This window comes from Nocardiopsis sp. CC223A (assembly GCF_030766825.1).
Classification (GTDB): Bacteria; Actinomycetota; Actinomycetes; order Streptosporangiales; family Streptosporangiaceae; genus Nocardiopsis.
Genome location: NZ_JASFDV010000010.1, coordinates 76,934 through 91,393, shown reverse-complemented (window position 1 = coordinate 91,393; position 14,460 = coordinate 76,934). Strand labels below are relative to the sequence as shown.

At 72.8% G+C, this 14,460-nt stretch carries 15 protein-coding genes and 1 pseudogene; 8 read left to right on the top strand and 8 right to left on the bottom strand.

Translation table 11 applies throughout. The features are described from left to right. Window positions 1-124 precede the first annotated feature (124 nt). Both QJS33_RS06275 and QJS33_RS06270 read left to right on the top strand, forming a co-directional pair. Complete coding sequence (locus tag QJS33_RS06275; protein ID WP_306366897.1) at window positions 125-1,216, top strand: Gfo/Idh/MocA family oxidoreductase; 1,092 nt, start codon at window positions 125-127, stop codon at window positions 1,214-1,216. Window positions 1,217-1,348: 132 nt separating this feature from the next. Beyond that, the gene (locus tag QJS33_RS06270; protein WP_306366896.1) at window positions 1,349-2,152 is read left to right on the top strand and encodes a hypothetical protein; all 804 of its coding nucleotides are present in this window, start codon (window positions 1,349-1,351) and stop codon (window positions 2,150-2,152) included. Between the two features lie 126 nt (window positions 2,153-2,278). Here the strand turns inward: QJS33_RS06270 and QJS33_RS06265 are convergent, their stop codons facing one another. After that, a complete protein-coding gene (locus QJS33_RS06265) occupies window positions 2,279-2,875 on the bottom strand; it encodes a TetR/AcrR family transcriptional regulator (RefSeq protein WP_306366895.1) in 597 nt (198 codons plus the stop codon). A 141-nt stretch (window positions 2,876-3,016) separates the two neighbouring features. On the opposite strand from QJS33_RS06265, the gene QJS33_RS06260 reads away from it, so the two are divergent. From QJS33_RS06260 to QJS33_RS06240, 5 genes are all read left to right on the top strand, one after another. Continuing rightward, window positions 3,017-4,225: an MFS transporter gene (locus tag QJS33_RS06260; protein ID WP_306366894.1), complete on the top strand. Its 1,209-nt coding sequence runs from the start codon at window positions 3,017-3,019 to the stop codon at window positions 4,223-4,225. A 121-nt stretch (window positions 4,226-4,346) separates the two neighbouring features. Next, the gene (locus QJS33_RS06255; RefSeq protein ID WP_306366893.1) at window positions 4,347-5,123 is read left to right on the top strand and encodes an AfsA-related hotdog domain-containing protein; all 777 of its coding nucleotides are present in this window, start codon (window positions 4,347-4,349) and stop codon (window positions 5,121-5,123) included. Further along, complete coding sequence (locus QJS33_RS06250; protein ID WP_306366892.1) at window positions 5,120-5,866, top strand: HAD family phosphatase; 747 nt, start codon at window positions 5,120-5,122, stop codon at window positions 5,864-5,866. Before QJS33_RS06255 ends, QJS33_RS06250 begins: the two co-directional genes overlap by 4 nt. Beyond that, complete coding sequence (locus QJS33_RS06245) at window positions 5,863-6,408, top strand: DUF2165 family protein (RefSeq protein ID WP_306366891.1); 546 nt, start codon at window positions 5,863-5,865, stop codon at window positions 6,406-6,408. Before QJS33_RS06250 ends, QJS33_RS06245 begins: the two co-directional genes overlap by 4 nt. A gap of 142 nt (window positions 6,409-6,550) precedes the next feature. After that, window positions 6,551-7,912 (top strand): four-carbon acid sugar kinase family protein, encoded by a 1,362-nt coding sequence (locus QJS33_RS06240; RefSeq protein ID WP_306366890.1) that lies wholly within the window; start codon window positions 6,551-6,553, stop codon window positions 7,910-7,912. A gap of 36 nt (window positions 7,913-7,948) precedes the next feature. On the opposite strand, the pseudogene QJS33_RS06235 reads toward QJS33_RS06240, so the two are convergent. The 7 genes and pseudogenes from QJS33_RS06235 to QJS33_RS06205 all read right to left on the bottom strand — a co-directional run. Continuing rightward, a pseudogene (locus QJS33_RS06235) lies at window positions 7,949-8,095 on the bottom strand (SAM-dependent methyltransferase); the annotation flags it as partial. Next, window positions 8,095-8,217, bottom strand: coding sequence for a hypothetical protein (locus QJS33_RS06230; protein ID WP_306366924.1), 123 nt, complete (start codon window positions 8,215-8,217; stop codon window positions 8,095-8,097). The pseudogene QJS33_RS06235 and the gene QJS33_RS06230, both read right to left, overlap by 1 nt. Before the next feature lie 131 nt (window positions 8,218-8,348). After that, a complete protein-coding gene (locus QJS33_RS06225; protein ID WP_306366889.1) occupies window positions 8,349-9,248 on the bottom strand; it encodes an alpha/beta fold hydrolase in 900 nt (299 codons plus the stop codon). Between the two features lie 30 nt (window positions 9,249-9,278). Continuing rightward, the gene (locus tag QJS33_RS06220) at window positions 9,279-9,629 is read right to left on the bottom strand and encodes a DUF4873 domain-containing protein (protein ID WP_306366888.1); all 351 of its coding nucleotides are present in this window, start codon (window positions 9,627-9,629) and stop codon (window positions 9,279-9,281) included. 15 nt (window positions 9,630-9,644) lie between these two features. Continuing rightward, entirely contained in the window at window positions 9,645-11,156 is a 1,512-nt protein-coding gene (locus QJS33_RS06215; RefSeq protein ID WP_306366887.1) for an NAD(P)/FAD-dependent oxidoreductase, read from the bottom strand. 260 nt (window positions 11,157-11,416) lie between these two features. Further along, window positions 11,417-12,331: a diiron oxygenase gene (locus QJS33_RS06210; RefSeq protein ID WP_306366886.1), complete on the bottom strand. Its 915-nt coding sequence runs from the start codon at window positions 12,329-12,331 to the stop codon at window positions 11,417-11,419. Window positions 12,332-12,342: 11 nt separating this feature from the next. Further along, complete coding sequence (locus QJS33_RS06205) at window positions 12,343-13,197, bottom strand: SDR family oxidoreductase (protein WP_306366885.1); 855 nt, start codon at window positions 13,195-13,197, stop codon at window positions 12,343-12,345. Between the two features lie 386 nt (window positions 13,198-13,583). Here QJS33_RS06205 and QJS33_RS06200 point away from each other — a divergent pair, with 386 nt between their 5' ends. Next, window positions 13,584-14,366 (top strand): MerR family transcriptional regulator, encoded by a 783-nt coding sequence (locus tag QJS33_RS06200; protein WP_306366884.1) that lies wholly within the window; start codon window positions 13,584-13,586, stop codon window positions 14,364-14,366. Window positions 14,367-14,460 lie beyond the last annotated feature (94 nt).

Genomic DNA, 14,460 nt, shown 5'->3' with positions numbered 1-14,460 from the left:
AAATACTTTCGTAACGATGCCGAAACGCCCTGGTCACCGCCCATGACCCGATGACTTCCCGGCCGCACGGCACACCGGGTCCGCAGGCTCCCGTGTGCGGGCCCCGGCGCCGTAAATTGGAGACATGTCCAACGCATCGCAGGTCCCCGAGCACGACGGCCCCGAGCTGCACGTCGCCCTCATCGGTTACGGCAAGGGGGGTGAGGTCTTCCACGCCCCGGTCATCGAGGCGGTCCCCGGACTGCGCCTGTCCGCCGTGGTGACCGGGAACCCCGAGCGCGCCCGCACGGTCCGCGAGCGCCACCCGGACGCCACCGTGTACCCGACCGTCGCCGACCTGTGGGCCGACGCCGGGCGCTACGAGATCGCCGTCGTCACCACCCCCAACGACACCCACGCCCCGCTGGCCCGGGCCGCGCTGGAGGCGGGCATGTCCGTGGTGGTGGACAAGCCGTTCGCGCTCACCGCCGGGCAGGCCCGCGAGCTCACCGACCTGGCCGAGAAGCTGGGCCGGGTGCTCACGGTGTACCAGAACCGCCGGTGGGACGCCGACTTCCTGACCCTGTGGCACCTGGTGGAGGAGGGGGCGCTGGGCCGGGTGCACCGGTTCGAGTCCCGGTTCGAGCGCTGGCGGCCGCAGGCCAAGGGCACCTGGCGCGAGAGCGGTGCGGTGGAGGGCGGCGCCGGACTGCTCTACGACCTGGGGCCGCACCTGATCGACCAGGCGGTCAACCTGTTCGGCCCGGTCGCCTCGGTCTACGCGGAGGTGGACACCCTGCGCGAGGGCGTGCAGGCCGACGACGACGTCTTCCTGTCACTGCACCACGCCCGGGGCACCCGCTCCCAGCTGTGGATGGGCGCGCTCACCGCCCAGGCCGGCCCGCGTTTCCGGGTGCTGGGCGACGCGGGGGCGTTCACCAGCCACGGCATGGACGGGCAGGAGGCGCGCCTGCTCGCGGGGGAGAGCCCGACCGCCGCGGACTGGGGCGTGTCGCCCGAGTCGGCCTGGGGGCTGCTGGGCGTGGACGGGGCCACCCGTCGGGTGCCCTCCGCCCGGGGCGCCTACCCCGAGTTCTACGCGGGCGTGCGCGACGCGGTGGGCGAGGGCGAGCCGCTGCCGGTGGACCCGCACGAGGTGATCCACGGCCTGGAGATCATCGAGGCCGCCCGGCGCAGCGCCCGCACGGGCACGGTCGTCGCCCTGCCGGGGCGTTAGCCGCACCGGTGTCACCGCAGGGCCGGGGCGGCGCGTCCCGGCCCTGCGTGTGCCGGATACCCGCCGCCGTTGACATCCAACTAGTTGGTTGTTTTTATGGTCGTGTCGATCCGATGACGAAGGAGGACGCACATGCGGACACGGACCGGCGGAACGCGGCGGCGCACCCGTCCGCGCGCGGTGGCCCTGGGGATCGCCGGGGCCTCGGCCGCCCTGGTGCTCGGCACCTCCCTGTGGGCCTACGCGGACACCCGGCGGGTCACCGCCCCGGCCGACCACGCGGACACGGCGAACGGCGGGACGGAGGGGGGAACCGAGGGGGAGCAGGTGCCGACGGTCGGCGACGCGGCCGCGGACCCGGCGCTGGCCGGGACCGGGGTGGAGGTCCCGCGGGGCTGGGAGCTCGTGCGCGAGCACGGCGCCGGCCACGACACGGAGGAGGTGACCGTCCGCCGCTACCAGGAGGGCGGGGAGTACGACGTGGCCGGCCCCCACCTGAGCGTCGTGGTCGGTTCCGACGGCCGCCTGATCGGCGTCACCGCCCTCGACCCCCGGGAGGCGAACGACCCGGACGCCCTGCCCGGCGCGGAGCAGGCGCGCGAGGCCGCCTACTCCTGGCTCGCCCGGCAGGACTCCGAGTACCTGGCGGGCCTGGAGGAGCAGTGGGTCGACCGGCACGACGAGGTGGTCGTCGGCGCCGACGGCGAGGAGCACGTGATCCCCGGGGTCAAGGTCAAGACCCGGCACGCCGACGGTCGCTACGCCTGGGTGATCGTGGGTGCGGACTCGCGCGTGGTCACCTTCGAGCGCGACGTCACCTGGGACGCCGTGCGGCAGCGCAGGGCCACCCAGATGTGGCTGCACAACGCCTGGATCGCGGCGGTGGAGGGAACCGGCGGGCAGCCGCCGGCCCCCGCCGCGCTCGCCGCGGAGTGAGCCGACCCGGACCGCGCCCGGCCCGCGGGCCGGGCGCGGTCCCCTCGCACCGGACCCCGGGGCCGTGCCGCCGCCCCGGGGTCCGGCCCGTGTCCGGGGGTCCCGAACCGGGTGCGGGGGACCTGTTCAGATGTGCTCCGGGGCGGTGACCGCGTTGCGGGTGAAGCGCACCAGGTGCTCGCGGAGGCTCTCCTGGTCGGTCCCGGCGGCGCTCTCGCCGAGGACGAGGCGGGCCATCTGCGGGGTGATCTGCGGCCAGGCGGCCATGCCGATGAGGGTGAGCAGGATCCGCCGCACCTCGGCCTCGGGTACCCGGCCGCCCAGGGCCTCGGAGAGCGAGGCGACCTTGGCGTCGTAGAGGCGGGAGCGCTCCTCCTCGCCGGGCAGGGGGGAGTCCCCGTAGTGCAGGGCCTCCCAGAGGAAGAGGCGCAGCAGGTCGGGACGGGTGCGGTGGTAGTCGAAGATCCGTGCGACGTACTCGCCGGGGTCGGCGTCGTCGGTGAGGGTCACGGCCTGGGAGAGCTCGTCCAGGGCGTGACCGACCACGTGGCGGAAGAGCTGCTCCTTGTCACCGAAGTGGGCGTAGATGCGTTGCTTGTTGACTCCGGCGCGTTCGGCGATCCGGTCCACGCGGGCCCCGGCGATGCCGTGTTCGGCGAATTCGTGGCGCGCCGCCCGGAGCAGGAGGGCGCGGGTGTTCTCGGTACGGTCGGCGTTGCGCATTTCCCGATCGTAAACGATTACCAACCAGTTGGTTTCAAATCTTTCCGTAACGATGTGGCGCGTGCCATATGTCCGGAAGCGGACGCGGGAAGGGGCGAATCCCGATTGACAACCAACTGGTTGGTTGCCAACGATGGTGTCATGTCCTCACCACAGACCACCGGCAGGACCGCCGAGGGCCCGGGAGCGTCCGCGCACCCGCTCGCCGTCCCGGCCCTGGCCGTCACCGGCGTCCTGATCGTCGGCCAGCTCTACGCGGTCCTCCCCGTCCTGGGACCCGTCGCCGCCGACTGGGACACGAACCGCTCCACCGCGGCCTGGGCGGTGACCGCCTTCGCCATCGCCTACGCCGTCGGCTTCCTCGCCTGGGGACCGGCCGCCGACCGCTACGGCCCGCGCCGGGTGATCCTCCTGGGCGCCCCCGTCACGGCACTGCTGACCGCCGCACTCCCGCTCGCCCCCGACGCCGTGTCCGGCCTGACCCTGCGGGTGCTCCAGGGGTTCGCCGCGGCCTCCTTCGCCCCCGCCGCCTTCGGGTACATCGCGACCAGCGTCCCGGTCCACCGCCGGGTCACCGCCATCACCTGGCTCACCAGCTCCTTCCTCGCCTCCGCGGTCATCGGACAGCTCGCCGCCCAGGCGGTCGGCCAGGCCGCGGGCTGGCACTGGGTGTTCTTCGCCGGCGCGCTCTGCCTGGTCGCGGCGGCCCTGCTGCTCCGGTTCGCGCTGGCCTCCGACGAAGCACCCGCCGACGGCGCCGCCGCGGCCTCCGGCGGCATCCCCGCCCTGCTGCGCACCCCGGGACTGCCCACCCTCTACTGCGCCACCGCCACGGTGCTGCTCGGCTTCGTCGCCGTCTACAGCGGACTGGAACTCGCCGGACCGGACGGCCCCGCCCCGGACCCCGACGCGCTCCTGGCGTTGCGCGCGGGCGCGCTGCCCGCCATGTTCGCCGTCCCCCTGCTCTCCGGCCTCCTGGCCCGCTTCGCCCCCGAACTCAGGATCGGCGCCTCCCTGGCCGGGGCGGCGCTCACCGCCGCGCTCCTCGCCCCGCTCGCCGACGCGGGCCCCCTCGCCCTGGGCGCCCTCCTGCTGGTCTTCGCCGGCTGCGTCGCCGTCGCCGCCCCGGCCCTGGTCCAGGCCGTCGGGGCGCGCGCCGGACGGGCCCGGGCCACCGCCACCGCGCTGTACACCTTCGCGCTGTTCGTCGGCGCGGGCGTCGGACCGCAGCTCGCCGCGGTCCTCGTCGGGCGGGGCTTCACCGCCGTCGCCCTGGGCGCCGCCGCCGTCCTGGCCCTGGGCTGCGCCCTGGCCCTGACGATCCTCCGTCCCTCCCCGCGGACGGTCTGACCTCCCCCGCCCCATCCGTTCGCGTACCGGAGGACCCCGGTGCACGACACCTCGGTCCCGACCCCGCCGGGCACCCCGGACCACGGTTTCCACAACGACCGAAGAAGAGAAGGAGAAGGACATGCTGCCACGCATCGACAAGACCCTGTACGTGGTGGGGGACCGGTTCGCCGGATTCGCCGCCCATGACGACGTGCGCACCCTCGGCGGGCTGAGCGCCGAGATCCGCGCGGGCGCCTACGACGACCTGTACCTGGAACTGCGGGGCGGGCAGGGCATGGGGGCCTACGAGTGGCGGTACCTGGAGGAGCAGATGAACCGGCGCGGCATCCGCGAACGGGTCGTGGTCCACCACTCCCGCCCGACCCCCGCGCACCGCGCGGAAGCCCATAAGCACCGAGAGCCCAACGTCCTCGTCGCCAACCTAGGCAGACGCGACGACCAGCTCTTCGAGGCCACCATGCGCCTGCACGGCGACAACGAGCTGCTGCTGGACCACCAGACCGGGCTGCACGTCCAGGGCATGGTCGCGGTCGAGGCGTCCCGGCAGATGTTCCTCGCCGTCACCGAGCGGTACTACACCGCCGACGAACCCGTGTCCCGGTACTTCGTCATCGAGTCGATCGCCACGGACTTCGAGAACTTCCTGTTCCCGATGCAGGCCCGCATCCTCTACCTCATCCAGAGCGCCGAGCTGGAGGACCCCGAACGCCTGCGCTTCACCGCCCGGATCGACATCGAGCAGGCGGGCCGCCGCTGCACCAGGACCGAGGTCGCGTTCACGGCCTTCGACGCCGAGCGCCTCAAGGAGATCGAACGGCGCCGGGCCGCCCGGGCCCTGGACCACGTGCTGGCCGTGCCGGACGAGCAGCTCACCGTCGCCGGGGGCGTGCGATGAGCACGGCGGCCTTCTTCGACGTCGACGAGACCCTGATCGGCCTCAAGAGCATGTTCGACTTCCTCGCCTTCCACCTGGAGGAGAACGGGCTCCCGGGCGCGGCCGAACGGCACACCTCCGGTCTGCGGGAGCTCGCCGCCGCCGGGGCGCCGCGCGAGGAGGTCAACCGGGCCTACTACCGCCTGTACCGGGGGGCCCGGGCGGAGGAACTGGCCGCCCGGGGACGACGCTGGTTCGCCCGGCGCTCGGCGGAACGCGGCTTCTTCCTGGAGGCGACGGTGTTCGCGCTGTACCGCCACCGGGCCGCCGGACACCGCGTCGTACTCCTCTCCGGCTCCTTCTCCCCCTGCCTGGACCCGATCGCCGACGCCCTGGAGGCGACGGCCGTGTACGGCACCCGGACGCTGACCGAGGACGGGGTGCTCACCGGGGAGGTCGAACGTCCCATGATCGGTGAGGCCAAGGGGGACGCCGTGCGGGAGTACACCGAGCGGCACGGGATCGCCGCCGCGGGCGCGTACGCCTACGGCGACCACCTCAGCGACCTGCCCATGCTGGAGGCGGTGGGCCACCCGAACGTCCGGGCCGACGGCGACACCCGACTGACCGAACTCGCGCTGCGACGCGGATGGCCGCTGCTGCGCGACCCCGGACCCGGCGGCCACGGACCCGACTGCGTCTGCGGCTGCGCCCTCGCCGACTGGGCCGCCCAGGCCCCCACCACGACAGGAGCACACCGATGACACCGACGACGGACACGATCCGGGGCCGCGCGCGGGCGGGGATCGGCACGGGACCGATCCTGCCCCAGATCGTCGTGACCGCCGGGATGGCCGCCTGGCTGACGCTGATCATGGTCAACAACATCGTCGACAGCGGCACCAACCTCCACCTCATCGGCCAGGTCCTCACCATGGAGGGACTGGTCGGGGACCCGCACCGGGGGCAGGGGCTGCTGGGCCGGGCGATGTCGGCGGACCTGGCCGCACCCGCCCTGTACGGGGTCATCGGGTACCAGATCGTGACGTCGGCGCTGCTGTGGTGGGCCGCCGCCGCCCACGTCCTCGTCCTGTTCGGCCGGGGCGACGGGGTGCGCGCCACCCTCCTGGGGAACGTCGCCTGGAGCGCCCTGGCCGGGCTGGCCCTGATGTTCCTGGTCGGCGGGCTCTGGTTCGGGTACTGGATGACCTTCGGCCCGGTCCAGCAGGTCCACTTCACCCTGCTGCTCGTCGCCGTCGGCGGCATGCTCGTCACCAACCTGCCCCGGGACCGGGCGGCCGACTGACCGGCCGCGGCCCGGGGGCGCCTGCCCCGGGCCGCGGTTCGCCCGTACGACACCCACGGTCGGGGCCGTTCGGCCCCACGCATACCCGTCCGGGCCTATGTTGGAGGGAGGTTACCCGAGCGTTTCGTCGAAGGAGACTCCCGTGGCCCAGGTCCTCGTGGTCGCAGACGACCTCACCGGTGCCAACGCGACCGGGGCCCGGTTCGCGCGCACCGGCATGCGGGTGGCCACCGTGACCCCCGAGCACGTCAGCCGGGTCGCGGGGGACTACGACGTGGTGGTGGCCAACCTCGACAGCCGGCACGTCCCGGCCGAGCAGGCGGTCGACCTGATCGCCGACGTGGTGGAGGCGGTCTGGCCGGTGGGGCTGGTGGTCAAGCGGACCGATTCGACCCTGCGCGGCAACATCGGCGCCGAACTGGAGGCCGCCTACCGGGAGGTGCGCGAGCGGGTGCCCGCGGGGACCCGGGTGCGGGTGCTGCTCACCCCGGCCTTCCCCGGGAGCGGGCGCACCACCGAGAACGGCGTCCAGCTCCTCAACGGGGTCCCCCTCCAGGACACCGAGCTCGCCGACGACCCGCTGCACCCGATGACCACCGGCGTGGTCGCGGACATCGTCGCCGCCCAGTCCGACCTGGCCGTGCGCCACGTTCCGGTCCGCCAGGTCACCCAGAGCATGCTCACCGCCGAACTGCTGGCGGGGGACGAGCCGGTGGTGCTGTGCGACGCCGCCACCGAACAGCACCTCACCGACATCGCCGAGGCCGCCGCGGCCGCCCACCACGACGACGGCACCGTGTGGGTGTCGGTCGACCCGGGGCCCACCGGGGCGCTGCTGGCCTACGCCCTGCGGCTGCGCGGCCAGGCGGGGACCCGCGGACCGCTGCTGGGGGTGGTGGCCAGCACCACCGACCTGACCCGGCGGCAGCTGGCGACGGTGGCGCGCACCGGCGCGGTCCGCTTCGTGGACCTGGACGCGGTGGCCTTCACCGACCCGGACAGCGACCACGCCGACGAGGTCGCGGTGGAACTCACCGAGAAGCTGCTCGCCGCCGGTTTCCCCGACCTGTGCGTGCTGCGGGTCGTCACCACCTCCGAACGGGTGCGCGCCCTGCCGGGGCGGGTGCGCGCCGAGCTGCCGGTCCGCATCGCCCGGCTGGTCGCGGACACCGTCCACGAGATCGCCGACAGCACGGGTGCCCACGCCCTGCCCAGCGGGCTGTACCTGACGGGCGGGGACCTGGTCTCGGGGCTGTTCGACGAGCTGGGCGTGCACGCCTTCGACGTGGGCGGCGAGGTGGTCCCCCTGGCGGTCCACGGCCACATCACCGGCGGCCCGCTCGACGGAACGCCGGTGGTGGCCAAGGGCGGCCTGGTCGGCGACGACATCACCCTGGTCGAGTGCCTGGCCAAGCTGCGCCGCGCCGTCCAGACCCGCCTGCACCAGGTCCACTCGGAGGTCTCCGAGCACGTGGTCCCCACCCTCATCCACGACCCGGCCTGACCGCCGGGCCGCGGGGCCGGGGCGTCCCGCCCGGGCTCAGGGCTTGCGGGCCACGCCGCCGTACTGGGCGACCTCCTGGGCGGTGCCCGCCTCGGCCGCCTCGGGCCGCCAGAACGGCACCGAGACCACACCGGGCTCCAACAGTTCCAGGCCGTCGAAGAAGGCGGCGATCCCGTCCGGGCTCAGGGCTTGCCGCCCAGCCGGTAGTTCACCACCCGCGCGGAGTGGGGGACGGACGTGTCCAGGGGGATACGCGGGGTGTTCGTCATGGGGCCTTCCGGCTCTGCGGATGGTCCAGGGAGCATCGGACATTCTGCTCTTCGGCCGCGTCCCTCCGCAAACAAGAACCCGCTGCACACAAGGCGTTCCGAGGCCCGGGCGACACGGCGGACGCCCCCGGCCGTCCTGGTCCGGGGGCGTCCGCGGGCAACACCGCTCACCCCGCCAGGGCGGCGTCCAGGTGTTCGGCGGCCAGCTTCTCGATGCGGTCGGCGAGCAGGTCGGGGAACTCCAGCGGTCCCATGTGCCCGGCGCCGGGCACTTCCACGACCTCCGTGCAGTCCTGGACCAGGGAGGCGATGTGGTGCGCGTGCCAGGGCGGGGTCATCCGGTCCTCGGTGCCCGCCACGATCACCGTCGGCGCGGAGATCGCGCGGACCGTCGCGTCCAGGTCCAGCCGGTTCATCATGTCGCCCCAGCGGCCGCGCGCGACCGGGTTGCAGGCGTGCACCATGCGCGCGCACAGCCGGACCATGCGGGGGTCGGCGCCCGGGCTCATCGCGATGAACTTCAGCGCGGCCGTGGTCGCCGGATTGCGCGGCCCCAGCGGCAGCGGGGCGCGCAGCGTCAGCGCGGCCACCGCCGACCGCCCCAGGGCCTTGGGCAGCGGGATCGCCGTGGTCCGCTTCGTCAGTTGCGTGCAGCCCGTGTTGGTGAGCAGCACCGCCGCGGCCTTCTCCCGGAAGACCTCCCGCGCCCCGGTGGCCATGACCGTCATCCCGCCCATGCTGTGCCCCGCCACCACGGCGCGCTCCCCGTCCGGGACGGTCGCCGCCAGCACCGCGCACAGGTCGTCGGCCAGCTTGTGCTCCCCGTACCCCGCCGGGGTCAGGGGAACGGGGGTGCGCCCGTGCCCGCGCTGGTCGTACAGCACCACCCGCAGGTTCTCGTCGAGCAGCCGGACCACGGGCCCCCAGGAGGCCAGTGACGTCGCCCAGCAGTGGGAGAACACCACGGTCGGCCCGCTCACGGGCCCGCGCACCTCCACGTGCAGCTCCGTGCCGTCGTCGGAGACCACCCGCGTCTCGCGGGCCGGGCCCAGGTGTCGGATCGCCATCGGGATACCTCTCGTTCGGGGGGCGGGGGGTCAGTCGAGCAGGTCGCTCAGGTCGATCTCCGGGACCGGGTAGGGCGGGGCGCCCGAGCCGCTCACCGGGTGCCCGCCCCACAGGTTGGGCTCGGCCAGGGTCGCGACGCCCTCATCGCCCGCCGGGGTGCGGATCAGGACCGTGCGCACCCCGCTCTCGTAGGCCGCGGTGACCTCCGGGGAGGGCGACAGCCGCCCCGACCACCGGTAGTCGCCGGTGAGGGGGGAGAAGTGCCCCGCGACGTGGCACTGCGCCGGGATCGGCCCGGCGGAGGGCTCGCCGTCCTCGCCGAGGGGGACGAGGCTCACCTCGCCCCGGTACTCCTCTTCGTCGTCGTCGAAACCGCTCATCGCTTCCTCCTTCGCTCAGGCGGCCGTTCGGGCGCCGCGGTCGACCCGCAGGTCGTAGTTGTGCGGGTCGAACCAGCGGGTCCGCAGCGCGAAGTTCCAGGTGAAGGTGGGCCACAGGGTGGTGTTGCGCCCCTCCTCGTTGAGGTACCAGCTGTCGCAGCCGCCGGTCACCCAGACGGTGCCCGCCATGCTCCTGGCGACCATCTCGTTGTAGGAGCGCTGCGCCTCCGGCCGCACCTCCAGCCGGTCCAGTCCCTGGCGGCACAGGTACTTGAGCGCCTCCATGGTGTACCGGATCTGGGCCTCGATCATGAAGACCTGTGAGGTGTGCCCCAGCCCCGTGTTGGGGCCGGCCAGGATGAACGCGTTCGGGAACCCCGCGATGGTGGTCCCCCGGAACGCCTGCACGTCGGTGCCCCAGTGGTCGGCCAGGGACCGCCCCCGGGAGTTGAAGATCCGGTGGGCGACCGGCGGGTCGGTCACGTGGAAGCCGGTGCCCAGGATGATCGTGTCCACCTCGTGCTCGGTCTCCCGGCCCGCGGAGTCCCGGGTGACGATCGAGTTCGGGCGGATCTCCGCGATCCCGTCGGTGACCACGTCCACGTTGGGCTGCGCGAGCGCCGGGTAGTAGTCGTTGGACATCAGGATGCGCTTGCACCCGGCGCGGAACTCCGGGGTGACCTTGGCGCGCAGTTCGGGGTCCTTGATGCCGCGGGCGATGTTGGCCCGGCCCAGCCGCTCCACGACCGACAGCAGCCTCGGGTTCTTGGCGAAGCCGAAGATGTAGGTCTCCCGCCCCCAGTAGATGCTCTTGCGGGCGATCTGCTGGGCGATCGGGAAGTTCCGGTACAGCAGGCTCTCGGCCCTGGTGATGTCGCGGTCGTGGCGGAACATCACCCAGGGGGCGGTGCGCTGGAACAGCGACAGGCGGCCGACCTTCGGTTGGATCCGCGGAACGAACTGGATGGCGGAGGCGCCGGTGCCGATCACGGCCACCCGGCGGCCGGTGAGGTCGTGGTCGTGGTCCCAGTCGGCCGAGTGGAACATCCGGCCCTCGAACGTGTCGATGCCCTTGATGTCGGGCAGGGCCGGGTCGGCGAGGGGGCCGGCGCCGCTGACCAGGAACTGGGCGGTGACCGTCCCCTGCGAGGTCTCGATCCGCCAGCGGTTGTCCGCGGGCTCCCAGTGGGCGGAGAGCACCTCGTGGCCGTAGCGCACGTGCTCGTGGATCCCGTACTCCCCGGCCACCCGCTTGATGTAGGCGAAGATCTCGGGCTGGGGGGAGAAGGTCCGGCTCCAGGTGGGGTTGGGCGCGAAGGAGAAGGAGTACAGGTGCGAGGGGACGTCGCAGGCCGCACCCGGGTAGGAGTTGTCGCGCCAGGTGCCGCCGACGTCGTCGGCCCGCTCCAGGACCACGAAGTCCCTCGGGTCCCGCAGCCCGGCCTGCTTGAGCCGGACGGCCATGCCGAGCCCGGCGAACCCGGACCCGATGATGGCCACCCGGAAGTGCGGTGGTGCGTCGGTCACTGTCGATCCCTTCGTGCGACCGGCCCGCGCGAGGGGTCCGCTGCGGGCCGGGTGGTGTGGTCCCCCGGGGGCGTGGCGCGTTTCGCCCCCGGGGGAGTGCCGCCCCGGAGGGAGGTGGCGCGTTCCGCCCTCCGGGGAGCCGACTCCCGCAGAGCGTGGCGCGTACGCCCTGCGGGAGGCCGGGTCCACCGTCGGAGGGCGTGGCGCGTTTCGCCCTCCGACGGTGGGGTCTGTGGTGGGCGCCGGGGCGCCCGGGGAGGTCAGCGGCCCAGCAGGCCGGCCTTCCTCCAGAAGTAGCGGCCCAGGCCGGTGATGGCCCCGGCGGTGTCGAGCGTGCCGACGACCTTGCGTGCGGCCCAGGTCTTGGTGTCGGTCCAGTGCGGGTTGGTGTGCGCGGCCCGGTAGGCCTCGCGGGGGTCCAGCCCGACCTGCTCGTAGACCTTGGGGTTGATCAGGCGGGTCGCCGAGTAGTAGGTGACCAGGCCCAGCACGATCTTGCTGTAGGCCTTGTTGAGGGCGCCGCGCCCGGCCCAGTCCCGCTGGAACTCCTCGCGGGCGTAGCGCATGTGCCGCGCCTCCTCGGTCACGTGGATGCGCGCGACCGAGCGGACCAGGGGAAGGATCTGCTCGTCCGGGATCGCCTCCCGCTGGAGCTGGTCCAGGACCTCCTCGACGAACAGGGCGCCCGCGAAGATCAGCGGGCCGTGGGCGATCGCCTTGAAGACGCGGCCCAGGTGGTAGGCGACCGGGTCGAGCCGGTGGGTCTGCCAGCCGAGCTTCTCCACCATCTTCGCGAACATGACCGTGTGGCGGCACTCGTCGGCGATCTCGGTGTAGGCGTACTGGACGTGCAGGGTGGTGGGGTCGTTGCGGTACGCGTGCCGCACCAGCATCTGCATGAGGATGGTCTCGAACCAGATGCCGATGGTCGCGACGCTGGCGACCTCCAGGCGGCTGAGCTCCTTGCGCTTCTCCTCGCTGAGGGAGTCCCACAGCGGGGTCCCGTAGATGGAGATCCGCTCGGGGCGGATGGCCCACATGTCGGGGTCGACCGGGGCGTCCCAGTCGATCTCGACCAGCGGGTCGAAGGAGGCCTTGGCCGATCCGCGCAGGAGGCGCTTGGCGATGTCCTCCCGGTCGGTGATCTTGGGCTTGGCGGTGATCTCTGCGGTCATTCTCGTCCTCCTCAGGACGCCGTCGGCTGGGGTACGGGGCTGCCGTGACGTGCGTGGAGTCCCTGGGCGATCTCCGCGTCGGCGAAGGCTCCGTCGGCGAGGAGCAGGCCGATCCGGAGGTTCACGATCTGCTCGGTCGTGCCGGGGAAGTGCCGGAACAGGTGCAGTCCGGCGGTTCCGAGCGCGGTGGAGGCCACGTCGCGGGGTGCGCGCCCGGCCCCGGCGGCCCGGACCACGGCCATGACGGTGTCGCGTTCGGTTTCGGCGGGGACGAGGCCGTCGAGCGCGACGCCGGTGGCACGGGAGCTGTTGTGGATCGGGGTGTCCACGTAGCCGGGGTACACGGTGGTGACCCCGAGGTGGGTGCCGTACTCGGCGCGCAGGCAGTCCGCGTAGGCGGTGACGGCGCGCTTGGACACCGTGTAGGCGCCGGCGAACGGCAGTTGGAGGCCGGCGAGCAGGGACGCGGTGATGATGACGCGGCCGCGGCTGCGGAGGAGGGCGGGCACGGCGGCCGCGGTGACCCGCCAGGTGCCCAGCAGGTTGACCTCCAGGGCCTGGTGGACGTGGACGTCCGGGGTCCGGCCGATGTCGACGGCCGGGCCGACGCCCGCGTAGTGGATGAGCAGGTCCAGGCGGCCGCCCAGCCGTTCGACGGCCTCGGCGACGCCTTGGCGGACCTGTTCGTCGTCGGTGATGTCGCAGCCGATGACACCGGGGGCGGGCTTGCGGTCGATGCCGACGACGTTCACACCGAGGTGCCGCAGGACGGCCACCGTGGCGCTGCCGAAGGCGCCGGAGGCGCCGGTGACGATGGCGTTCAGGCCCGGCAGTCTGCGCAGATGGCGCGGCGGGGGGGTCGTCATGTGATCTCCTCCACAGTCATTGCCGGAACGTTACAACGGGCATTGTCACAATGCAATGGGGTGAAGCCGGAAATTTACTCGCGGGTAAGTTCACGGTCCGTCGTCGCGGGCGTGCGCGGCGCATCGGGGGCGGTGTGGCCGTGGGGTGTCTGTGGGATTTCGGGCTGCCGGGAAGTGGGATTCGGGAAGTCCCTGTGTGAACAAAGGAACTCGGTGTGTCACGGAACCGCGATCCGATCGCCCGGAAGGATGTTCCCTCTCGGGGTGGATGTGCAGGTTCTTGCACTCCTGTCGCAAACATGACAACGTCTGTTGTCATGGTCGTTAGCGCCCGCAGCGGGAAGATACTGACAGGTAACGTTCAAGGGTGTCTCTAGGCTGGACCCATGGCCGAATACCGCATAGACGAACTCGCCCGGCTGGCCGATACGACGGTGCGCAACGTCCGGGTGTACCAGGACCGGGGGCTGCTCGCCCCGCCCCGCCGTGAGGGCCGCGTGGGCATCTACTCCGAGGCGCACCTGGCACGTCTGCGGCTGATCGGCCAGCTTCTGCGGCGCGGGTACACCTTCGCCAACATCGGCGAGATGTTCCAGGTCTGGGAGCGCGGTGGCGACCTCTCCGACATCCTCGGTTTCGAGTCGGCGATCGGCGACGCCTGGAGCGACGAGATAGCCGACTACCTCACCCTGGGCGACCTGCGCGAACTGTTCGGCAAGGGGGTCAACCCCAAGACCATAAAGCGTTCGCTGGACCTGGGCGTGATCGAGCGCGACGGCCTGCGCTTCCGGGTGCCCAGCCCCCGCCTGCTGCACGCCGGCGCCGAGCTGGTGCGCATGGGCATGACCGTGGACTCCGTGCTCGACATCGCCGAGAACCTGCGCGACAAGATCGGCCACGTCGCCGAGCACATGACGCGCCTGGTCGCCGACCACATCATCGCCGAGTACGCCCCCGGCACGGTGCTGAACACCGAGGACCCGGCCGAGGTCGCCGAGGTGATCCGCAAGGTCCGCCCGCTGGCCCAGCAGGCCGTGGACGCGGTCCTGGCCCAGGAGATGGCCACCCAGCTCACCAATGTCATGGGCGAGCACTTCGCCGACGCCCTGGAACTGCTCAACAAGGAGCGCGACCGCCTCCCCGCCCCCGCCCCCGAAACGCGGGGCTGACACCCCCGACCCCCGCACGGACCACGCGGGCCCGGACGCGGACGGAATCCGTCCGCGTCCGGGCCCGCCCGCGTTCACCGCTTCCCCCGGGGAG